We start from the raw sequence: 21,883 nt of genomic DNA, 5'->3' as shown, positions 1-21,883 counted from the left end.
ATGAAAAAATATAAAACTTGTATTCATAGATTGGGAGATTATAATTCTAATTTTATTTATATGAAAAGAGAGGATTTAATCCCTTTTTCATTTGGTGGAAATAAAGCAAGAAAAGCAAAATATTTTTTTGATGAAATTGATAGAGGAAATTTTGATTCTGTTGTAACCTATGGAAGCGGAAGCTCTAATCATTGTAGAATAATTTCAAATATGGCAAAACAAAGAGGATTGGAATGTTACATAATCAGTCCTAAAGAAGCATTTGAAGAGACTTTCAATCAAAGTATGATGAATTTATTTGATGCTAAAATTCAAGTTGTTTCTGTAGATGAAGTATCTGATACAATAGAGAAAACATTAGAATTTTTGAAAAATTCTGGTAAGAAACCTTACTTTATTCAAGGTGGTGGACATGGAAACTTGGGAACAAGAGCCTATGTAGATTGCTATGAAGAAATAAAAGAATATGAAAAAGAAAATGGAATTACTTTTGATTATATATTCTTTGCATCAGGAACTGGAACAACTCAGGCAGGTCTTGTTTGTGGAAAATTGATTAATAATGATAACAGAAAAATTGTCGGAATTAGTATTGCCAGAAAAAATCCAAGAGGAAGAGATATTGTATTATCAAGTATTTACAAATATTTTGACGAAAAAAAAATTAATAAAAATCATAGCCTAATAGAAGAGTCAACAATATTTGTTGATGACTATGTAGGAAATGGATATGGAAATATGAATGATGATATTTCTAAGACCATAGAAAATATGATTTCAAACTATGGAATTCCGATGGATTCAACTTATACTGCAAAGGCATATAATGGAATGGAGAAGTATATTGAAAAAAATAATATTTCAGGTAAAAATATACTTTTTATTCATACCGGTGGAACACCGCTGTTTTTTGATTATTTAAAAAATAAAAATATATAATTTATGGGAGAAATTATGGAAGTTAATATTTTAGTCTTGAGTTCAGGCACAAGAAATAAGATTATTGAATATTTTAAAGAAAATCTTGTAGATGAAAATGGAAATAGAACGGGAAAAGTAATTGCAACAGATATGAGCAATTTAGCTCCTTCCATTTATGAAGCAGATAAATTTTATATTGTTCCGGGGATTTTTTCAGATGGATATATTGAAAGAATTTTAGAAATATGCAAAAAAGAAAATATTTCTGGAGTTTTAAGTTTAATAGACCCCGAACTATCTCTATTAGCTAAAAATGAAGCAAAATTTGCAGAATTAGGAGTAAAAATTATAGGTTCTCCTTATGAATTATGTGAAATGAGCTTGGATAAAATTAGAATGTTTAATTGGTTGACTGAAAATGGATATAAAACTGCAAAAAGCTATGATAATAGAGAAGAATTTATAAAAGACTATGAAAATAACAAAATTGACTTTCCTGTTTTTGTAAAACCTATTAAAGGAAGTGCTTCAGTTGCAATTAATAAAGTTGAAAATATGGAAACTTTAGATTTATTATTTAAGAATTCTGACAATTTAATGATTCAAGAATTTTTAAAAGGACAAGAATTTGGAGTTGATGTATATATAGATTTAATAAGTGGAGAAATTTGCTCGATTTTTGCAAAGAAAAAATTGCTTATGAGAGCAGGTGAAACTGATAAGTCAGTATCTTTTAAAGATGAAAAACTATTTGCTCTAGTTAAGGATTTTGTAAAATCCGCTGGATATAGAGGACAAATAGATATTGATATTTTTGAAATTGACGGAGAATACTATATTTCAGAAGTAAATCCAAGATTTGGTGGCGGCTATCCTCATGCCTATGAAAGTGGATGTAATCACATGAAGATGATTATTTCTAACTTAAAGGGAATGAAAAATAAAGTTGAAATTGGAAACTATGACGAAAATATATATATGATGAAATATAATGAAGTAAAAATCATTAGATAAGGAGAATTTCTGTGAGAAGTGGAGTTAGAAAAAAAATAGATGATTTTAATTTTTTTATGGAATCAACTTTTAGAAAACATAAAGCCAGAAAGTCTGCAAAATTAAGATTAAAAAGAATGAATGGAGGATATGACTGTACAGAAGACTATAAAAAAATAGTCATACCTTATTGGAAAAAATATGGGCTAAAACCCGCCAAAATGTGGTATCAAATCTTTTGGGATAGAAGTCATGATTTAGATCCAAGATACATACCTGATGATTTATTTTATGGAGTTATAGTTCCGTATTTCAGTAATCCGCAATTTAGAAGATTTGGAGAAGATAAATGTCTTCATTCAGTTTGGTTTAGAGATATAAAAAGACCAAGAACAATTATAATGAATATAGCAAGTGTCTATTATGATGCCGATTTTAATCCGATAACTAAAGAAGAAGCGGTGGATATTTGCTTAAAAGAAAATAAATTTATGTTAAAACCATCTATAGATAGTGGTGAAGGAAGACTTATAACTTTCTTTGATGAAAATAATATAAAAAAAGAAATTATTTCACAAGCTTTTGATGACCTTAAAGCAAATTTTATTGCTCAAGATTTTGTAAAACAACATGCTCTTTTAAATGAATTAAATGAATCATCTCTAAATACAGTTAGAGTAATTTCATTTTTCTTTAAAGGTAAAGTTCATATACTCTCATCTATTTTGAGAATTGGAGCAAAAGGAGCTAGAGTTGACAATATCGGAGCAGGAGGATATGCTTGTGTAATTAATCCTGACGGAACACTTCAAGAAAAGGGAGTGAATAGAAAAGCTGAATGGATTGAAAAAACTGATGAAGGAATTGAATTTAAGGGTAGATTTGTACCTTCATTTGATAAAGTTATAGAAATAGTTAAAAATGAACATAGAAAATTAGCTCATTTTAAATTGATTGGTTGGGATTTTAGCATTGATGAAAGTGGAGATCCGGTTTTCATTGAATACAATGTTACTCCAGGAGCTAATCAAATAACTTTTGGTCCTACATTTGGAGATTTAACAGATGAAGTATTAGAAGAAGTTTTTATAACAAAAACTTTACAATATAGTCAAAATTAGGAGGAATTTATGAAAGTAGCTGTTGTAGGTGCTGGCAATGGAGGCTGTGCAGTTGCAGGAGATATGGCATATAGAGGACTGGATGTTACACTAATAAAGACATCTAATTCTATACATGATGACAATTTTAATTATCTTGAAAAAAATAATGGGAAAATGACTCTAATAGACTTTGGAGATGACGGTTGTATGAATCCTGATGAACAGGAAAAGGTAGAAAAAGTGGGTTGCATTTCCAAAGTTACAAGAGATTTATCCGAAATTTCAAAAATGGATATAGTTTTAATCTATATTCAAACTAATTATCATGAAGAGGTTATAAAAAGAGTATCTGAATATATAGTTGATGGACAAATCATTATAATAAATCCTGGATATTTTTCAACAGCATATCTTTTAAAATATTGCAAAAAAGATATTACAATAGTTGAAGCGCAAAGCTCTTTTATTGACGGAAGAATAATTGAAAATGGGAAATTTAGAGTTGGTTTTAGAAATGTAAGAAATCCACTTGGAGTATATCCTGTGAAAAATTTAGAATATGCCAAAGAAAAACTGGAAAAATTAGGATTTCCTTTATACTATTTAAAAAATGTAGCAGAAGCTGGATTACATAATCCTAATATGATAGTACATACTATCGGTTCCGTCTTAAGCATTCCGATGATTGACTCTATGAAAGAAAATTTTTGTATGTATCACTATGCCTTTACTGAACATGTTTGGAACATTTTGGAAGCTTTAGATGATGAAAAAATGAATATTCTAGAAAAATTAGGTTTAGAAAGAATGTCCTATGTTGAAGCTTGTAAATTTAGAAATTCACTAGATGACAGTCAAGATGCAAAAGAAGTTTTCTTTGCTTATGCTTCTATGCCTACAAGAGCAAAGGCTCCGACAAATGTTAATTCTAGATATATAACTGAAGATGTTCCTCAAGGCTTGGTAATGTTAGAATCTTTAGGAAAATCTTTAGGAATAAAAACTCCAATAGCAACTTCTTTAATAGAAATTGCAAGTTCAGCTTTGGGTGTGGATATGAGAGCAAATGGAAGAACACCGGAAAGACTTGGAGAAGAAAATATTAAAAAAATATTAAATGATTGTTTATAAAAATTTTTAAAAATGAAAGTGAGTAGAAATGAGCTCCAGATATTTTATGATTTTAAGAACTCTTTTTATAAAATCACCAATGAAGAGAGTTGAATATTTGAAAAAACATAATGTTTTTAGAAAATGTGGAAATAGAGTGATGATAAATTCAAGAAAAATACCATTATATCCAAATTTAATTAGCATTGGAAATAATGTTTGGATTGCTTCAGGAGTTAATTTTGTTACTCATGATGTAATACATTATATGTTAAATGGACTTGGCAGAGGGCAATTTACTGAAAAAGTAGGTTGTATAGATATAGGAGATAATGTATTTATCGGTTCTAATTCACAGATTATGTATGATGTAAAAATTGGAAATAATGTTGTAATAGCAGCAGGAAGTTGTGTTACTAAAGATATTCCGGATAATTCCGTTGTTGGAGGAGTACCTGCTAAAGTAATAGGAGATTTTGAATCTTTAGTTAAAAAACGTGCAGAATTTAAGCTAGAACATGAATTTAATAAGTCGAAACAAGAAATTTCTAAAGAATGTGAAGATGAAATTTGGGAACAATTTTATAAAATAAAAAATAAGTAAGGTATTGGGAAAAATTATGGAAAGAGAAAGTTTATTTAGTAAAATATCAAGATTTAATAGAGATATAACATCTAATTTACCAGAGGATATATCATTTTTTAAGAAGATAAGAGTTTTCTTTGATTTTGTTGTAGAATGGAAATTTCATGGAGTATATTTGCTCGACTATATTCAATATGGTTTTTATTGGAAGACAAAACCAGAAAGAAGAAAATATTTTGTTCATGGAAGATTAATAGAGATGATGCAAAGAGCAAATAATCCAGAACATAGATATATTTTTGACCAAAAACCTGAATTTGATAAGAAGTTTGCTGATTTTTTACAAAGAGATTGGATAGATACAAAAGATGCAAACTTATCAGACTTTATTAAATTTTTAGATGGTAAGGATACCTTTTTTGCAAAAGACCCTTGTGGAATGTTTGGTTTAGGAGTAAAGAAAGTTTCTGTTAGCGAGATAGAAGATGTAGAAAAATGCTTTGAGGAGTATAAAAAACAAAATATTCTTTGCGAAGAATCTTTAAATCAATGCAAGGAAATGTCTGATTTTAATGATACTTCTATAAATAGTATAAGAGTAGTTTCTTTTGTTAGAGCTAATGGTGAAGTTGAAATAATTGGTGCATTACTAAGAATTGGGAGGAAAGGTAAAATAGCGGATAATTTTCATCATATGGGAATTGCTTCTTATGTAGATCCAAAAACTGGAATAGTTTGTACTAAAGGTTTAGATAAAAATAATGATTGGCATATCTTCCATCCAGATTCAAATACTCAAATAGTAGGCTTCCAAGTTCCAATTTGGAATGAAGTTGTAGATACGATTAAAAGGGCTGCAAAAGTAGTTCCTGATATGAGATATATAGGTTGGGATGTTGTAATAACTAAGGATTATAAAGTAGAATTAGTTGAAGGGAATCCTGGTGCTGACCCAGATGCCGAACAAATTACTACTAAAGAGGGAAGATGGCCTTATTATAAACAATATTTGGATGAATTATAATTCGGAGGAATGTTATGATAAGTTTTGTTAACGATTATAGCAATGGGGCTTGTCCCGAAATTTTAGAAGTAATGATTAATAATAATTTTGAAAATAACAATCCTTATGGAAGAGATTATCATACTGAAAATGCTATAAAGTTGATTAGAGAAAAAATAAAAAATGAAAATGCCTATGTTCGTATTTTTTCTGGCGGAACTCAAACTAATTTGGTAGCAATTTGTGCTTTTTTACGTCCCCATGAAGCTGTTATAGCTGTAAAGACAGGACATATATGTGTTCATGAAACTGGTTCCATAGAAGCAACAGGACACAAGTGTATTGAAGTTACAGGAAAAGATGGGAAAGTAACAGTTGAAGATATTGAAAAAGCTTGTGGAGAGCAAAATTGGGACCATGCAGGTATACTAATTGTAAAACCTAAATTAGTTTACATAAGTCAAACGACTGAGGTAGGAACAGTTTATACAAAAGAAGAGCTTTATAATTTAAGAAAAGCTTGTGATAAACATAATTTGTACTTATATTGTGATGGGGCAAGACTTGCAAGTGCACTTGATTGCTCTGATGTTACTTATGAGTTGCTAGCTGAATTATGTGATTCTTTTTATATAGGTGGAACAAAAAATGGGGCTTTATTTGGTGAAGCACTTGTAATAATTAATGATAGATTAAAAGAAGATTTTGGATATATCGCAAAGCAAAGAGGTGGAGTTTTAGCCAAAGGTTGGTTATTAGGATTGCAATTTGAAAGACTAATGGAAGGTGACCTTTATAAGAATATTGGTGCTTATTCTAATAGATTAGCTATTAAATTAAAAAAGGGGATTTTAGATTTAGGTTTGAAATCAAGAATTGAAAGTCCGTCTAACCAACAATTTTTTGTATTTCCTAATAAAATATTAGCTAAATTAAAAGATAAATTTGATTGGGAAATAATTGAGAAGATAGATTCAGAACATACTGAGATAAGATTAGTAACAAGTTGGTCTACAAAAGAAGAAGAAGTAGAACTATTTTTACAGGAGTTAAAAAATGCTTTTAAGTATTAGAGAAAGAAGATTACATTTTTCAATAACTAAAGAGAATTTTCCTAAATTATTGGTATTTTTATGGTTACTTAGCGACTTTTTTCTTACAGCAGCTAGATTTTTTCTTCATAGATTGAATATTGAAGGAAATCCTAGAGAAATTGTATTATTCGCAGTAGCTTCTTTTCCAATACTTTTATTAATAAGATATTATAGAGAAGATAAAGAGATATTAAAAGATAGTAAATTATTTTTCCTAATTTATATTTTTTCTGCATTGAGTTTTCTAATTAATTATGTATTTTTTCCTCAATACAGATATTTCTATTTTAGAAAAGAATATGGATTGTTAAGAGTTTTTAGACCGGATTCAGCTATTTATGCACTTTTGTTTTTTTCCATTTTAGATGATCCTAAAGATTTTTATAAAATAATTAAAAATTTTTCATATCTAAATTTCTTAAAGATATTTATTTCGGTTTATATTCCAAGACTTATTCGTGGATATTGGGTTGACGTAAACCATGTGGGAGCAAAGGTAACAAGATTATATAGTTTGAGTTTTGGATATACTTTGATTTTTCCTACAATAGTTTTTCTTTACGTTTATATGAAAGAAAAAAAACCAAAAGACTTGCTTTTAAGCATACTTTGTATAGGAATGATATTTTTTCAAGGCTCAAGAGGTGCATTGTTTTTGCCAATATTATTTTTAATTTTTATGGCTATTTCTAATTCAATACATCTTGATAATAAAAGAAAAAGTTTGAAAAAAATAACTATAATAATTGGAGTTTTAGGACTTATATTTTTATTTAAAAATGAAATTTATGATTTTCTTATAAATACTTTCCAAAATCTTGGTTTGAAAACTAGAACTATAACAAAACTACTTGAATCAAGCATCACGGACGATAGTGGTAGAAATGAAATTTGGACATTAGTTAGAAAAGCAATAAAAGATAACTGGGTATTTGGTTATGGTGCATATGGAGATAGACCTTTTGTATTTCCTGAACATTTTGTAGGATATTCACATAATATAGTTTTAGAAATGGTATGTAGTTTTGGATTAGTTGGAGTAGGTATTCTTACATTTTTGTTAATTCAGACAATAAAGATGTTTTTGTGTAAAGATAGACTTTGGAGAGAACTCTATATAGTATTCTTTACAGTTTCTTGCCAATTATTCTTATCTTTATCTTTCTGGTATGTAACAGAGTTTTGGATTATGATAGCTATTTTATATAAGTATTATAGAAACAATAAAAGGATGGAAGTATGTCAAAGGTTAAAGGAAATGTAGTTTTAAAATCAGGAATATGGTATACGATAAGCAATTTTCTTTTTAGATCGATTGCATTTATTACTGCACCAATTTTTTCCAGAGTTTTGAGCAAAGATGATTATGGACAATATAATAATATTGCGAGTTGGGTAGCTGTAATGTCTATCCTTTTTGCATGTGATATACATTCTTCTATAATTAGAGCAAAACTTGATTACGAAGAGGATTTGCCTAGTTATTCTTTTTCAGCTCTAGTTTTATCGAATATAATAACAATTTCTTTTTATATAGTTTTTTTGATTTTTGGTAATCAGATAAGTGCTTTTACAGGAATAGATAAAAAATATTTTCATATAATATTTTTATTTATTCTTTTTCAAGAGGCATTTTATAATTTCATAACAACTGAAAGAGCTTTTTATAGGTATAAGGCTTTTTCACTATTAACGGGTTTAATTGTAGTATCTACAAGTTTACTTTCCGTTTTCTTAGTTGTTCTTTGTAATAATAAATTAGATGGAAGAGTTTATGGTCAATACATTCCTTATGTAGTCATTGGACTATTTATGTATATTCTAATTGTTAAAAGAGGGAAGACTATAAAAAAATCGTATCTTAAATATGCTTTATTTTTTAGTTTACCTCTAGTGCCACATCAATTATCTTTGATTGTATTAGGTTCTTCTGATAGGATTATGCTTACCAAAATGGCAGGGACAGAGCATACTGCAATTTACAGTGTTGCTTATATAATTACTGTAATAATTTATGCTCTATTGGATTCAATGAACAAGGCATGGGCTCCTTGGGTTCTCGATAATTTAAAACAAGGTAATAAAAGATTAATAAAAAAATATTCAACTAAATATTTTGGACTGTTCTTTGTAATGATTGTTGGAATACTATTAGTTGCCCCTGAAGTTATGTTATTTTTAGGTGGAAAAAAGTATATTGAAGGTGTTGGTGTTTTACCGCCTTTGATTATTGGTTGTTTATTTCAATTTGCATATACGATGTTTGTTCAAGTAGAATTTTTTGAAAAGAAAATGAAAGTAGTTGCAATGGGAACTACAGTCGCAGCGATTGTTAATATAGTTTTGAATTTCATTTTTATAGGAAAGTATGGCTATATTGCTGCAGGATATACGACTTTAGCAGGATATGTTGTACTATTTTTAATTCATTACAATACTATATGTAAATTGGGATATAAGAAGCTTTTTGATTTAAAGACAATTCTTACTTGTCTAGTAATTTCTTTTCCAATGATTTTAATTTTTGAGTTGATTTACAAAAATAATATTATTAGATATATTTTATTTGTTATATATATGATTTTATTTATATATATTCTATTCGTAAACAAGAAGAAAATCAAGAAATTGTTGAGGGGATAAATATTTTTAAATTACAAAATTTGTACTGCACCTAAATCTTGAATTTAAGAAAATGGTGCAGTTTTTATATACTTGATTTTAAGTTGTTTTAAGGTTATACTGTTATAGTATATAAAAAAAGTATAGAAAAAATACGGGGTGTTTTTATGAGGATTTTAATTTGTGAAGATGAAATTGATTTGGCAGACGGACTTTGTGCTATTCTAAAAGGTAATAAGTATTCTGTTGATGTCGTTTATGACGGAGAAGAAGCACTTACTTATTTAGAAGCGGAAAACTACGATGCTGTTGTTTTAGATATTATGATGCCGAAAGTTGATGGTATTACTGTTTTAAAAACTATTAGAGAAAATGGAAACAGCATTCCAGTTATTATGCTTACTGCAAAGTCAGAACTTGATGATAAGATTGTGGGACTTGATAGTGGAGCAGATGACTATTTAACTAAGCCTTTTGAAGTTAAGGAATTGCTCGCTAGACTTAGAGCAATAACTAGAAGAAAAGAAAATGTAACAGACAATGTTTTGACATTTGGAAATATTACTTTAAATAGAACTACTTTTGAATTGTCATCAGAAAAGGGCAATTACAAACTTACAAACAAAGAATTTCAAATGCTTGAAATGTTAATGTCAACACCTTCAAATATTATTTCAGCTGATACATTTATGGATAAAATATGGGGTTATGATACAGATTCTGATATAAGTGTCGTTTGGGTTTATATTTCATATCTTAGAAAGAAACTTGCAAAACTAGATGCAGATGTTGAGATAAAAGTAACTAGAAATGTTGGTTACTCTTTGGAGGCTATAAATGGAAAGTAAACTTAGAAAAAAGTTTATCTATTTTTCAGTTGGAATTATCTCCGTTGTAATTTTGGCGATTATGGCTTTTGTAAATGTTGCTAACTTCTATAATCTTAAACATAGTTCAGATGAACTACTAAAAACATTAATTGAAAATAATGGAGTTATGCCAAGTTTTGCAGTAGTTAATGAAAATGCCGACGAAAAAAAGACATTATATCTTAAGAACTTTTCTAACAGATTTTTTACAGTTAGAACAGATAATCAAAAAAATATTGTAACAGTTAATACAGATGATGTTTTTTTTACAAGTGCTTCCGATGCTGTTGATTATGCAAAAGAAGTTTTGGCTAAAGGAAAACATAGTGGCTATTACAAGGGTTTTAAATATATGGTTGAAAATACGGATAAGGGAAAGTTGATTGCCTTTGTAGATGTTGTAAAAGATTTTGATGTCTTTTATTCAAATCTTGGAAATAGTGTTATTATAAGCCTTTTAGTTTTAGGACTTGTTACATTCTTTTCATATGTTTTATCAAAAAAAGCTGTTGCACCTATGGTTCAAGCATATGAAAAGCAAAATGCTTTTATCACAGATGCAAGCCACGAGTTAAAAACACCACTTGCTATAATAAAGACAAGTGCAGATGTGCTTGAAATGGAAGGTGGGGAGAGTAAGTGGACAGGAAATATTCATAAACAGGTAAATAGATTAAATGGGCTTATCGGGAATTTGATTTCACTTACTAAACTTGACGAATCTGATGACTTGGATAAAATGGATTTTTCTTTTTCTGATGTGCTTAATGATTGTATTACAGATGTTAAAGACTATGCTTTAAGTTTGGATAAAAATATAGTAACAGATATTGAAGATGGAATTTCTTTTAAGGGAAATGAAAAATTAATTAGACAGGTTATAGGAATTTTGCTTGATAATGCTATTAAATATGCAAAAGAAAATAGTGATATAAATGTAAGACTAACAAAGCAAAATAAAAAAATAGTATTTACTGTAGAAAATGAAGCAGACAATTTAGAAATTAAAAACTATAATATTTTATTCGAAAGATTTTACAGAGCTGATAGTTCAAGAAATAGTAAAACTGGGGGATATGGAATTGGACTTTCTATCGCTCAATCAATTGTTTTAAAACATAAGGGAAAAATTTCTGCTGACAGTTTTGATGGAGAAAAAATTGTTTTTACAGTTAAATTATAAAAAATTGAATAATATAGATTAGAGCTGTTATTAAATTAATAGCTCTTTTTTGTGTTTTCTCTAATATATAATTTTAAATAATTTTCTTCGAACTTTTAAATACATTTTGAAGTTTATTTACTTTTAACGTCTAGCTTTTAAACAAAGCTATTTACATTATACGTCATTTCGACCGAAGCAAAGCGTGCTGAGTGAAGTGAATCTAGACCTAACTTTGCTTGTTTACAAGCAATAGTGAAATGTATCGTAGATACATCAATTATTGTAGTCTAATTTGTATAATTTAATGTTTATGTTAATCTTCCTATCATATAATTTTCCTTGATACATCATTTTTTTACTCAAAAATATCTTTTAAAATAAAAATATATTTAAGGTTAATCAAAGGTTACTTTTGTAAAATGTAATTACAAAATATGAATAAGAATTTAATTGTGTTGAAATAGTATTAAGGAGGACATATGAAGGCTAATAAATTGGTAGTTGAATTATTCAGTTTGGCTATATTGTCTGGTTGTTTGGTAGCTTGTAGTAAACCTACAAAAGAAACCAATACACATTCGATGCAAAATATGAAAGTAAATAGAACTAATTCAAATGCTAAGTCGAATATATTTGCAGATGATGATTATGATGCTATGGTCGATGAAAAAAATAGTACAATTTTGAATTTAAGTGATATTTCTAAAATAAAAGGAGAAAATTTAAGTGTTTCTGGAAATGTTATAACTATTTCTGCAGGAGGAACTTATATTTTAACCGGTAAACTCGATGATGGTCAAATTGTAGTTAATGCAAAAAGTAATGATAAAGTAAAACTTGTGTTGAAAGGAGTTGATCTTTCTTCATCTAAAGGAAGTCCTATTTTAGTTGAAAATGCTAAAAAGACTATTATTACTCTAGCATCAGACACTAATAATAAATTGGAACTAAAAGGTGAATATAATAAAGAGGACAACAAGGATTCAGTTATTTTTTCAAAGAGTGATTTAAGTTTTAACGGTACAGGAATTTTAAATCTTTTCTCACCTTATGGTAGAGGAATTGTATCTCAAGATAAGGTAGTATTTGTAGACGGAAAGTATGCAATGGATACTGCTGGAAATACTGTAAGTGCTAATAATTCTGTAGCAATAGCCGATGGTAAATATGATATTAAGTCTGGCGAGAAAGGTACAGGATTAAAAGCTTCTGGAGATGGTAATAAAGGCAGAGTATATATTGCAAATGGAAATTTTAAGATTTCCGCTGGAAAAGACGGAATAAATTCAAATTCGAAAGTTACAATAAACAATGGAAATATAAATATAAAAAGTGGAGATAATGGCATCGAAAGCGAAAACATAGACATAAGAGGCGGAAACACACAGGTTGTTTCGAAAGATGATGGCATATTTGCAAGTAGCAAAAAAGATACTGAGCCAGATTCTCTACATATACAAATAAGTGGGGGAAAAGTTAGTGTTTATTCCGAAAAACATGGATTAAATTCTAAGGGTGATATTTCCGTAACTGGAGGAGAAACTATTGTAGAAAGTTCAAATAACAGCGAAAATTCAGTACTGAATTATGAAGGCTCTGCTAAAATAAGTGGAGGAACTTTTGTAGGTGCTGGAAATTCTTCAACAGTTAAAAGTTTTGGAGATTCTTCAACTCAGGGAAGTATGTTGATGAAATTTGACAAAAAAACTAAAGAAAATCTGAAAGTTTTGGATGAATCAGGAAAAACCTTAACGGAATATAAACCAAAATCGGAATATCAAACTGTTATAGTGAGTACAAAAGGGATAAAAGAAAATAATAAATATACTTTAGTGGCAGGGAATCAGACTTTAGACGTTTTCTTAGATAAGATAAATTATAAATCTGCCGAACTTGTTGAAAAATAATTGAAATATATGGAAAAAGTAACTGATGATTGTAAAAAGCTGTGAAAAAATTCACAGCTTTTTTAATGGAAAATAAAACTATCTAATATATGAAATCATATCTTTTTCTTCAATCCTGACCATTTTCATAGACTTGTAAAATTCATTATCTCTAATATCGTGAATATCTGTAAAAAGGCAAAAAGTTCTAACATCTTTATATTTTTCTGAAACATACTTAAATAGTTTTGTTCCAATTCCTTGCCTATAGTAATTAGAATCTACAATCAAGTCTTGAATAAGTAATATGTGTTCGCCATCTCCAACACAACGAATAAAGGCAATTAATTTATCATTCTCGAAAGCACCTAAAAGATAAAGTGAATTTTTAAAAGCTCTTTTTAGTTTTTCATCATCTTTTAGATATGCAGACCAGTTTGCAGATTTAAAGATTTTCTTTATTTCTTCAAAATACTTGTTATAATCAAATTCCTTAAATTCCATAAAACCTCCTAGATTTCTAGGAATAATTTAATTCCCTCTTTTAATTTTTCGTCACTAAGTGTTGCAAAACCTAATAAAATCGAAGGTATCTCTCTTTTTGTTCCATAAGAACCAAGTCCATAGACTTTTATCTTTTTTTCCTTTGCTTTTTTTATGATATACTCTTCTGAGTAAGTTTTTGGATATTCTAAAACAATATGAAGCCCCGCATCTGAACCTCTTATAGTGATATCTTTTCTTTCGTTTAACATATCCATTAATAGTTGTCGTTTTTTAGAGTAGATTTTTCTCATTCTGTTAAGATGTTTTTCAAACTCCCCAGACTCTATAAAAGTTGTAAGCATTTTTTGCACCATAATTGAAACGGGACAGATGAAAAATTTGAAAATTTTATTGTATTTTTCAACCAAATCGAATGGTAAAACCATAAAACTCACTCTAAAGCTTGGAGAGATTGACTTTGAAAAAGAGCCAATGTAAATTACTTTATCATTCACATCAATTGATTTTAATGCAGGAACAGGTCTTTTTGAATATTTAAATTCACTGTCATAGTCATCTTCAATTACATATTTTATCCTTTTCATATTCAAAAGTTCAACACGTCTTTGCATATTCATTATAACACCGGTTGGAAATTGATGAGCTGGAGTAATAACACAAAAATCTGACTTTGATTTTTTTAATTTTGTTAAATCCATTCCATTTTCATCTACTGGTATAAATTCATAATTTATATCATTTGTATCCATGATATTGGAAAGCATGTTGTATCCTGGGTCTTCAATTCCAAATTTTCCTGAAATCAATTTAAAAATAATTTGGAATAGATATTCAGATCCACTTGAAATTACAATTTGTGAAGGGTCAGCCTTAAAACCTCTTGATTTATCAAGATATTCTGAAATTTGTGTTCTAAGTGGAAGATAACCTTGATAATCAACTTTCTCTAAAATATCTTTATTGTCGAAAATATTTGAAGATATTTTTTTGAATATCTTATAAGGAAATTCTTCACTTACACCGCTGTATGAAAAGTCATATTCGATATTTTCTTCTTCTTTTGTTATGTGGATTGGCTTGCTATCTAGGACATAAAGCTCTCCAACATCAGAAACAAAAAAACCCTGTCTTTCTTTTGAGTAAATAAAGCCTTCTTCAAAGAGTTTTGAATAGGCGTTATCTACAGTATTTAAAGAGATATTATACTCTTTTGCAAGATTTCTCTTGCTAGGTAGTTTTTTATTAGCTTTGTAAGTTCCTTTTATTATTTCATTTTTAAAATACTCATATATTTGCATATAGAGTACACCATTATTTAATATTAACATTCTGACACCATAAAAAAATATTATTTTGACACTACAAACAGTATCAATATCTATATTATACTATATTTGATTAGAATTAACAAAGGAGCATTTATATGGAAAACAAATTAAGTATTAAAAAAATAACATTAATAGGAGTAATGGCAGCAGTTGTTTTTGTAGCTTCACAAATCCAAATCCAAATACCACTTGGAGCAAGTGCAACTAGAGTACATATCGGAAATGGATTTTGCCTATTATGTGGACTTTTATTAGGGCCTCTTGCAGGTGGTCTTGCTTCTGGCTTGGGCTCAGCAATTTTTGATTTAATAAATCCAATTTATCTACCTTCTGCACCATTTACATTTACATTTAAATTTTTAATGGCTTTCATATGTGGTAAAATCGCATACTCAAACGGAGCAAAAGCAGAAGACTTTAAGAAAAATTTAATAGGTTCAATAACAGGAGCTGTCACTTATGTAATTTTATATTTATCTAAAAGTTATATATCTGATATTTATGTTAAAGGATTACCACAAGCAGGAGCAATTGCAAAAGGGCTACAAAGATTATGGGCTTCATCAGTTAATGCAATTGTTGGAGTTTTAATTGCTGTTATATTGGTAAAGGTTTTAAAGCCAATTTTGAAAAAGAGTATAAGATAAATGAGAATTTTAGTATTTAATGACTACTGTGTAGTTGGAAATATGGCATTAAAGGCAAATATTTCAGTATTAACACAAAATGGTCATGAAGTGTTTGGAGTTCCAACCAAAATATTCTCTTCTAATATGAGTTATAAGGATTATATTAGTTTTAATATTCCAAACTTTTCTGAAATAGTTAAAAAAGTCTTTGAAATTAAGAAAATTGATGCAATTTATATTGGATTTATTGATAATGATGAAGTTTTTATAATAATAAAGGAAATATTACAAAATTTTAAAGGGAAAGTCATTTTAGATCCAATACTTGGAGATAATGGTATAAAATACTCCGGAACAACTGCAAAACAAATATCTTTTTATAGAGAACTTTTGAATTTTGCAGATGTAGTAACACCAAATCTCACAGAGGCTATTTTATTAACAGAATATAACAAAATATTTTCTGAGATAGAAAGAAAAGATATAGAAAAAATTGCAAAAAAACTATCTGAAATGGGATCAAAACGAATTTTAATCAAAAGTTTTGAAGAAAATAACAAACTTAATACTTTGTATTTTTGCGAAAATTCAATAAAATGGTTTGCAAGTGAAAAAGTTGATATAAAAATTTGTGGAACGGGGGACGTGTTTTCGTCTCTTGTAGCAAGTGAGTTGATAAAAGGAGAGAAATTAGAAAATTCAATCGATAAAATCCAAAAACTATTATTTAAAAATATAGAAAAACAAGAAAAGTTTGAAGGTTTAAATGAAATACAATTAGAAAACTTTAAAATAGGCGGATAGCCTATTTTTTGTTTGGAAAAAATTTTAAAAATGATAAAAATTGCATAGAAAACAAAATAATTCACGTCATAGTACTTTGCGAAGAGATGTCCTCAACACGTCATCTCGACCGGAGTGAATCTAGCCCTAACTTTGTTTGTTAGCAAACAAAAGTAGGTCTGACGGGACAATTGTATCTAAAGATACAGTTGTCCTGGAGATCTCCTAAGGCTCCGTGCTTGGAAACAAAAGTAGATCTGACGGAGTCATTGTGTACAATGATACAATATTTCCTAAATCTCCCTGCTTGCAAACAATATAATAAAATTTCTACAGTCATATGAACTAAATTTAAAGAAAATAGAAAATTTTTTATCATACTTCTTTTTGATTATGATTATTCATTTTTATTGTAGGGTATATTTTTATCAAATTCTAAAAGGAGAGAGAACTATGAAAAAGAAGATTGCAGTTTTATGCTCAGTGTTCGTTATAGTTTTTGGAATTTTCATTTTTAAAAACTTTTATATGAATAAAAACAATAAAGATGATAGTAATGAAAACTCCAAAAATAATACTATCACAGAAAACAAATCCAATAATAACAATAAAAATGATAGTAGCAACGACAACAAAAACAGTTCAGATTCTAAAAACTCTAATTCAGATGAGAATCTAACTTTAGAAAGTCTAAAAAGTCAAAAAAAGGTTATGATTTTAGACTTTAGCCAAAATGGGTGACATGCTTGTGCTGTTCAGCACCCAGTTTTGGAAAAACTGAGAAAAGAATATAAGGATAAAGTAATAATAAAAACTATCGACCTTAGAAAACAACAAGCATTTGCATCACAATTTCCAGTAAGAGTAACACCTACTTTATTTTACTTCAATGCAGATGGAACACCTTATGAAGCAAAGGGAGATTTGGCGAAGAAAATAAGTTATGTTGCTTATGAAGATAAGAAAACTGGCGAATTAAAGTTTGGTGGATCAGAAGGTGTTGTTAAATATGAAGAATTAAAGCAAGTTATTGAGGAGATGTTGAAGAATGTTAAATAATTTAGAGAATATCATTGGAGAAGGATTGAAATCTTTTGGTATCTTAGCTCCAATCCTCGCATTACTTGGAGGAATACTAACTTCTATTTCACCTTGCTCACTTGCATCAATTCCTTTGATTATTGGTTTTATGACTGGAACTAAGGAAGATGACACTAAAAGAGCTTTTAAAATTTCTGTTGTATTCGCCATTGGAATGGCAATAACTTATACAACTTTAGGGGTTTTAGCAGCTTTACTTAGTAAGATTTTTAATCAATCAGGACAACTTTGGAATATATTTTTAGGAGTTGTTATGATTTTAATGGCATTGCAAACTTGGGAGATAATAAATGTAGTTCCAAGTAAAATTTTGACTAACAAAAGTAAAAAGACTGGATATATAGGTGCTTTGATAGTTGGAATAATGGCAGGGTTGTTTTCAAGTCCTTGTTCAACTCCAATTTTAGTTGCATTACTTGCGATTGTTGCTTCAAAAGGAAGTTTACTTTGGGGAGTATTACTATTTTTGCTATATTCAATAGGCAACAGTATTTTGGTAATAATTGCAGGAACTAGTACAGGCTTTGTTGGAAAAGTGATGTCAAATAAATCTTATGGAAAAATATCAGATATTGTAAAAATTGTTTTTGGAATAATAATTTTACTTATAGGTCTATATTTCTTATATTTAGGCTTTTAATTAGAAATTTTAGAAAAAAATTCGCCCTTCTGAAATATTTGTATTGGGTGAGTTTTCGGAAGATTTTTTACTTCACAAGAATTAGAACTTAGTAAAAAACTAAGTTCTTTTTTATGGTTTTTATATATAAATTATTAAAAAAACAGAATTTCAAACGATTTAAGCCTTAAAAATGTGGACATTTGTTGTTATTTATGATAAAATATAAGAGGTGACATTTTTTAATAGATATTATTTAGAATGTTAGAAAATTTTTGAGATTTTTAAAAATTATAGTTAAAAAACAATTATTAAAAAAATATTTCTTATGGAAAGGGGATTGAATAGTGAAGAAAAGGGAATTTATTAATAAGCTTGTATCGGTAATGGCAATAGTTTCATTGATTATGCCAATCGCATCTCAGGCTTATGCAGCAGATCCAATTAAGGGAATAGAAGTAAAAGCTGATAGAACTGAGTTGGATAAAGCTGTAAAGGAAGCAAAAGATTCTGGATTAGATATTACAGAAGATTCTGTAGTGGATAAGGGTTCTGTTGGCTCTAATGCAGAGGCTAATGCTAAATTAGCGGAAATTGATGCTGATTATAAAGCTCAGATTAAAAAAATTAAAGAAACAAAAGTTAAATTGGATGAGTATAATGCTAAAAAAGCAGAATACGATAAGAAAAAAGCACAATATGATAAAGATTTAGCTAAATATGAGGAAGATTATAAAAAATACTTAAAAGAGTATGATGATTTTCAAAAGCAATACGAAAAAGAAAAAAAAGAAATGGAAAAGGCATTAGAAGACTACAAAAAGAATAAAGATAATCCTGGATTTTTGTCTTCTCCATATGCTAAAACACTTGTATATGATTCAGAGCCAGATGCAAAGTTAACTCTATCTGAGAATCAAGGAAGTTATGTATCAGCTAATGCAGTTGATAAGGCATTTAGTAAGACACCTAAATATACAGAAAAAACATTGCAATTAGATGATATGAGTGTTAAAGATTTGGAAAATGCCGGTGGTATTATAAATAACACGGAATTGTATGGAAATATCGGCAATAAATCTTCATGGAAAACTACTGTTAGTAATAATGGTACGGTAAAATGGGCAACAGTTCTATTACAAAAGGGACAAAGTGTAACAGCCACATATACAAACCTTCAAAAAACTTATTACAATGGTAAAAAAATCTCAAAAATAGTTTTTAAATATACTTTAACTTCAGACTCTGCTTTTAAGAATACTAAGGCATGGTTAGGAATCTTTACAGACCCAACACTTGGGATATTCGCATCTGCTTACACAGGCGACACTGAAAAAGATACTTCCATTTTTGTTAAAAATGAATTCACTTTTTATGATCAAGATGGAAATCCAGTTGAATTTCAAGATGCGTTAATGTCAGTCGCATCTCTTAACCGTGAACACAATTCTATAGAGCTTGCTAAAGATTATATGCCAGGACAATTTGTAAAAATTTCCGGTTCAACAGTAGGCGAAGATACAAAACGTAATTTGATTTATGCAACTGAAAGCTTGAACTTTAAACAAGGTGAAGGTGGTTGTAAACATTCTATGTATAAACGTCCAAGTGAACCTGGATCAGGTTGGGATACTGCTGATGCAGAAAATTCATGGTATGGTGCTGGTGTAGTTAGACTACAAGGTAGTAAAAATTATATTACACTTGGGGCGGCTTCTGCTACAAAAATTTTAGATGGTCCAGATTATGGCCCTAAGGTTAAAGATAAAGATAATACTGAAGGCAAGAGGCCTAACATTTGGTATTCTTTAAATGGTAAGGTTCGTGCGATTGGTATTCCTGAAATTAAAGCAAAGGAACCAAATAAGCCAACTAAACCTACACCACCAGAAGAACCACAAAAACCGGATACAAAAGTTACTTATCACTACAGTGTGCTTTATGTAAAATCACAAGTAGAAAAGAAAGTGCTTAATGAAAATAATCAAGATATAAATAATAGTGTAGTAAAAACAGGTTCAGTAGTAAATTTTGAATTAAATACTTCTGCTTTTCCAAAAGGACATGAAGAAATAAAATCCTTAGTTTTTACTGATACATTACCTGAAGGTTATGAACTTGATTTAGCAAGAACTCAAGCTAAGAATGTTGATTATAATGTAGAATATACAGAAGGAACAAGAGTTCTTAAATTTACAGCAAAGGAAAGTTTATTACAAAAAATAAACGGAGACCTTACAAAAGAAGCAAAAGTAACTTCACCTATAATTACAGGGAAGGTAACAAAAGAAGGAACAAAATACGAAAATAAATTTGATATCAATATAAACAATGTTTATAAAGTTGAATCAAAACCAGTAAAAGTATTTACGCCAAAGAAACCAGTTAAAGATGTTTTTGATAGTAAAGATAATAAAGCAAGTATCGATGGTAAAGAAGTAAAAGCAGGCCAAGAACTACTTTACAAAGTTACTTATACAAATACAACTGGAAAAGAACAAAAGGTTGTAATAAAGGATAAGATTCCAAAACATACAACTTATGTTAAAGACTCTGCTGACAATAACGGTGTTTATAAAAATGGTGAAATCACTTGGACTAAAGATAAGGTAGCCAATGGAGATACATTCGAAGTTACATTTAGAGTAAAAGTTGATGATAATGTAAGTGGAGAAAAAATTCTTAATAAGTCAAATGTTATTGAAGGAAATAACAATTACGAAACAAACGAAACAACAAACCCAACATCAACAAAACCAGTTAAAGACGTTTTTGATAGCAAAGATGACAGTACAAGTATAGATGGTAACGAAGTAAAAGCAGGTCAAGAACTACTTTACAAAGTTACTTATACAAATACAACTGGAAAAGAACAAGACGTAACAATAACTGATAAGATTCCTGAACATACAACTTATGTTAAAGACTCTGCTGATAATAATGGTGTTTACAAAGACAGAGAAATTACTTGGACTAAAGAAAAAGTAGCTAATGGTGAAAAATTTGAAGTTACATTTAGAGTAAAAGTTGATGACAATGTAAGTGGAGAAAAGATTTTAAATAAGGCAAATGTTCTTGAAGGAAAAAACAGTTTTGTCACAAACGAAACAACAAACCCAACATCAACAAAGCCAGTAAAAGATGTTTTTGATAGCAAAGACAATAAAGCAAGTATCGATGGTAACGAAGTAAAAGCAGGACAAGAATTACTTTATAAGGTTACTTACAAGAATACTACTGGAAAAGAACAAAATGTTGTAATAAAGGATAAGATTCCTGAACATACAACATTTGTAAAGGGATCAGCTACAAATAATGGTGTTTTCAAAGACGGAGAAATCACTTGGACAAAAGAAAAAGTAGCTAATGGAGAAACATTCGAAGTTACATTTAAAGTAAAAGTTGATGACAATGTAAATGGGGAAAAGATTCTTAATAAAGCTAATGTGGTTGAAGGAAAGAATAGTTACGATACAAACGAAACAACAAACCCAACACCTACAAAGCCGGTAAAAGATGTTTTTGATAGCAAAGATGACAGTGCAAGTATAGATGGTAAAGAAG

At 28.9% G+C, this 21,883-nt stretch carries 19 protein-coding genes and 1 pseudogene; 18 read left to right on the top strand and 2 right to left on the bottom strand.

The window, feature by feature from the left end:
* The 12 genes from RWJ08_RS06990 (at position 1) to RWJ08_RS06935 (ending at position 13,373) form a co-directional block, all read left to right on the top strand.
* Positions 1-939, top strand: coding sequence for a pyridoxal-phosphate dependent enzyme (locus tag RWJ08_RS06990; RefSeq protein WP_313961569.1), 939 nt, complete (start codon positions 1-3; stop codon positions 937-939).
* Positions 940-954: 15 nt separating this feature from the next.
* On the top strand, positions 955-1,935 hold the full coding sequence (locus RWJ08_RS06985) for an ATP-grasp domain-containing protein (RefSeq protein WP_313961568.1): 981 nt from the start codon (positions 955-957) through the stop codon (positions 1,933-1,935).
* 11 nt (positions 1,936-1,946) lie between these two features.
* Positions 1,947-3,035 carry a sugar-transfer associated ATP-grasp domain-containing protein gene (locus RWJ08_RS06980; RefSeq protein WP_293440245.1) on the top strand — a complete coding sequence of 363 codons (1,089 nt, stop codon included), beginning with the start codon at positions 1,947-1,949 and terminating at the stop codon, positions 3,033-3,035.
* A gap of 9 nt (positions 3,036-3,044) precedes the next feature.
* Positions 3,045-4,148, top strand: coding sequence for an NAD/NADP octopine/nopaline dehydrogenase family protein (locus RWJ08_RS06975; protein WP_313961567.1), 1,104 nt, complete (start codon positions 3,045-3,047; stop codon positions 4,146-4,148).
* A gap of 28 nt (positions 4,149-4,176) precedes the next feature.
* On the top strand, positions 4,177-4,731 hold the full coding sequence (locus RWJ08_RS06970) for a DapH/DapD/GlmU-related protein (protein WP_218015457.1): 555 nt from the start codon (positions 4,177-4,179) through the stop codon (positions 4,729-4,731).
* Between the two features lie 16 nt (positions 4,732-4,747).
* Complete coding sequence (locus RWJ08_RS06965) at positions 4,748-5,737, top strand: sugar-transfer associated ATP-grasp domain-containing protein (RefSeq protein ID WP_313961566.1); 990 nt, start codon at positions 4,748-4,750, stop codon at positions 5,735-5,737.
* 14 nt (positions 5,738-5,751) lie between these two features.
* Positions 5,752-6,789 (top strand): aminotransferase class I/II-fold pyridoxal phosphate-dependent enzyme, encoded by a 1,038-nt coding sequence (locus tag RWJ08_RS06960; RefSeq protein WP_313961565.1) that lies wholly within the window; start codon positions 5,752-5,754, stop codon positions 6,787-6,789.
* The gene (locus tag RWJ08_RS06955; protein ID WP_293440257.1) at positions 6,773-8,074 is read left to right on the top strand and encodes an O-antigen ligase; all 1,302 of its coding nucleotides are present in this window, start codon (positions 6,773-6,775) and stop codon (positions 8,072-8,074) included. Before RWJ08_RS06960 ends, RWJ08_RS06955 begins: the two co-directional genes overlap by 17 nt.
* A complete protein-coding gene (locus RWJ08_RS06950; RefSeq protein WP_313961564.1) occupies positions 8,050-9,453 on the top strand; it encodes an oligosaccharide flippase family protein in 1,404 nt (467 codons plus the stop codon). The genes RWJ08_RS06955 and RWJ08_RS06950 overlap by 25 nt, the downstream gene beginning before the upstream one ends.
* Before the next feature lie 146 nt (positions 9,454-9,599).
* Positions 9,600-10,280, top strand: coding sequence for a response regulator transcription factor (locus RWJ08_RS06945; RefSeq protein WP_009354435.1), 681 nt, complete (start codon positions 9,600-9,602; stop codon positions 10,278-10,280).
* Positions 10,270-11,484 carry a HAMP domain-containing sensor histidine kinase gene (locus tag RWJ08_RS06940; RefSeq protein WP_313961563.1) on the top strand — a complete coding sequence of 405 codons (1,215 nt, stop codon included), beginning with the start codon at positions 10,270-10,272 and terminating at the stop codon, positions 11,482-11,484. Before RWJ08_RS06945 ends, RWJ08_RS06940 begins: the two co-directional genes overlap by 11 nt.
* Positions 11,485-11,945: 461 nt before the next feature.
* On the top strand, positions 11,946-13,373 hold the full coding sequence (locus tag RWJ08_RS06935) for a carbohydrate-binding domain-containing protein (RefSeq protein WP_313961562.1): 1,428 nt from the start codon (positions 11,946-11,948) through the stop codon (positions 13,371-13,373).
* Between the two features lie 78 nt (positions 13,374-13,451).
* Here the strand turns inward: RWJ08_RS06935 and RWJ08_RS06930 are convergent, their stop codons facing one another.
* A complete protein-coding gene (locus tag RWJ08_RS06930) occupies positions 13,452-13,856 on the bottom strand; it encodes a GNAT family N-acetyltransferase (protein ID WP_313961561.1) in 405 nt (134 codons plus the stop codon).
* 8 nt (positions 13,857-13,864) lie between these two features.
* Positions 13,865-15,187: a PLP-dependent aminotransferase family protein gene (locus RWJ08_RS06925; RefSeq protein ID WP_313961560.1), complete on the bottom strand. Its 1,323-nt coding sequence runs from the start codon at positions 15,185-15,187 to the stop codon at positions 13,865-13,867.
* Between the two features lie 95 nt (positions 15,188-15,282).
* Between RWJ08_RS06925 and RWJ08_RS06920 the strand changes: the two genes are divergently transcribed.
* The 6 genes and pseudogenes from RWJ08_RS06920 to RWJ08_RS06895 all read left to right on the top strand — a co-directional run.
* Positions 15,283-15,834 (top strand): ECF transporter S component, encoded by a 552-nt coding sequence (locus RWJ08_RS06920; RefSeq protein WP_313961559.1) that lies wholly within the window; start codon positions 15,283-15,285, stop codon positions 15,832-15,834.
* Entirely contained in the window at positions 15,835-16,620 is a 786-nt protein-coding gene (locus tag RWJ08_RS06915) for a bifunctional hydroxymethylpyrimidine kinase/phosphomethylpyrimidine kinase (protein ID WP_313961558.1), read from the top strand.
* Positions 16,621-16,992: 372 nt separating this feature from the next.
* Positions 16,993-17,340, top strand: coding sequence for a DUF6556 family protein (locus RWJ08_RS06910; protein WP_313961557.1), 348 nt, complete (start codon positions 16,993-16,995; stop codon positions 17,338-17,340).
* Between the two features lie 18 nt (positions 17,341-17,358).
* Positions 17,359-17,658 (top strand): annotated as a pseudogene (locus RWJ08_RS06905) (thioredoxin family protein); the annotation flags it as partial.
* Complete coding sequence (locus tag RWJ08_RS06900; protein ID WP_009354995.1) at positions 17,648-18,340, top strand: cytochrome c biogenesis CcdA family protein; 693 nt, start codon at positions 17,648-17,650, stop codon at positions 18,338-18,340. The pseudogene RWJ08_RS06905 and the gene RWJ08_RS06900, both read left to right, overlap by 11 nt.
* Positions 18,341-18,666: 326 nt before the next feature.
* On the top strand, positions 18,667-21,883 hold a 3,217-nt coding region (locus tag RWJ08_RS06895; protein WP_313961556.1), incomplete at its 3' end, for a GbpC/Spa domain-containing protein.

It is taken from the genome of uncultured Parvimonas sp. (genome assembly GCF_963524015.1).
Taxonomy (GTDB): domain Bacteria; phylum Bacillota; class Clostridia; order Tissierellales; family Peptoniphilaceae; genus Parvimonas.
The sequence above is the reverse complement of the archived record's forward strand: the minus strand, read 5'-3'. Positions and strand labels throughout refer to the sequence as shown.

Excerpts from the sequence above, each read along its gene's own strand:
- RWJ08_RS06910 (WP_313961557.1), top strand. The coding sequence starts at position 16,993 with ATGATTATTCATTTTTATTGTAGGGTATATTTTTATCAAATTCTAAAA.
- RWJ08_RS06960 (WP_313961565.1), top strand. The coding sequence starts at position 5,752 with ATGATAAGTTTTGTTAACGATTATAGCAATGGGGCTTGTCCCGAAATT.
- RWJ08_RS06970 (WP_218015457.1), top strand. The coding sequence starts at position 4,177 with ATGAGCTCCAGATATTTTATGATTTTAAGAACTCTTTTTATAAAATCA.
- RWJ08_RS06965 (WP_313961566.1), top strand. The coding sequence starts at position 4,748 with ATGGAAAGAGAAAGTTTATTTAGTAAAATATCAAGATTTAATAGAGAT.
- RWJ08_RS06985 (WP_313961568.1), top strand. The coding sequence starts at position 955 with ATGGAAGTTAATATTTTAGTCTTGAGTTCAGGCACAAGAAATAAGATT.
- RWJ08_RS06975 (WP_313961567.1), top strand. The coding sequence starts at position 3,045 with ATGAAAGTAGCTGTTGTAGGTGCTGGCAATGGAGGCTGTGCAGTTGCA.
- RWJ08_RS06955 (WP_293440257.1), top strand. The coding sequence starts at position 6,773 with ATGCTTTTAAGTATTAGAGAAAGAAGATTACATTTTTCAATAACTAAA.
- RWJ08_RS06915 (WP_313961558.1), top strand. The coding sequence starts at position 15,835 with ATGAGAATTTTAGTATTTAATGACTACTGTGTAGTTGGAAATATGGCA.
- RWJ08_RS06900 (WP_009354995.1), top strand. The coding sequence starts at position 17,648 with ATGTTAAATAATTTAGAGAATATCATTGGAGAAGGATTGAAATCTTTT.
- RWJ08_RS06990 (WP_313961569.1), top strand. The coding sequence starts at position 1 with ATGAAAAAATATAAAACTTGTATTCATAGATTGGGAGATTATAATTCT.
- RWJ08_RS06935 (WP_313961562.1), top strand. The coding sequence starts at position 11,946 with ATGAAGGCTAATAAATTGGTAGTTGAATTATTCAGTTTGGCTATATTG.
- RWJ08_RS06945 (WP_009354435.1), top strand. The coding sequence starts at position 9,600 with ATGAGGATTTTAATTTGTGAAGATGAAATTGATTTGGCAGACGGACTT.
- RWJ08_RS06940 (WP_313961563.1), top strand. The coding sequence starts at position 10,270 with ATGGAAAGTAAACTTAGAAAAAAGTTTATCTATTTTTCAGTTGGAATT.
- RWJ08_RS06920 (WP_313961559.1), top strand. The coding sequence starts at position 15,283 with ATGGAAAACAAATTAAGTATTAAAAAAATAACATTAATAGGAGTAATG.
- RWJ08_RS06950 (WP_313961564.1), top strand. The coding sequence starts at position 8,050 with ATGTCAAAGGTTAAAGGAAATGTAGTTTTAAAATCAGGAATATGGTAT.
- RWJ08_RS06925 (WP_313961560.1), bottom strand. The coding sequence starts at position 15,187 with ATGTTAATATTAAATAATGGTGTACTCTATATGCAAATATATGAGTAT.
- RWJ08_RS06930 (WP_313961561.1), bottom strand. The coding sequence starts at position 13,856 with ATGGAATTTAAGGAATTTGATTATAACAAGTATTTTGAAGAAATAAAG.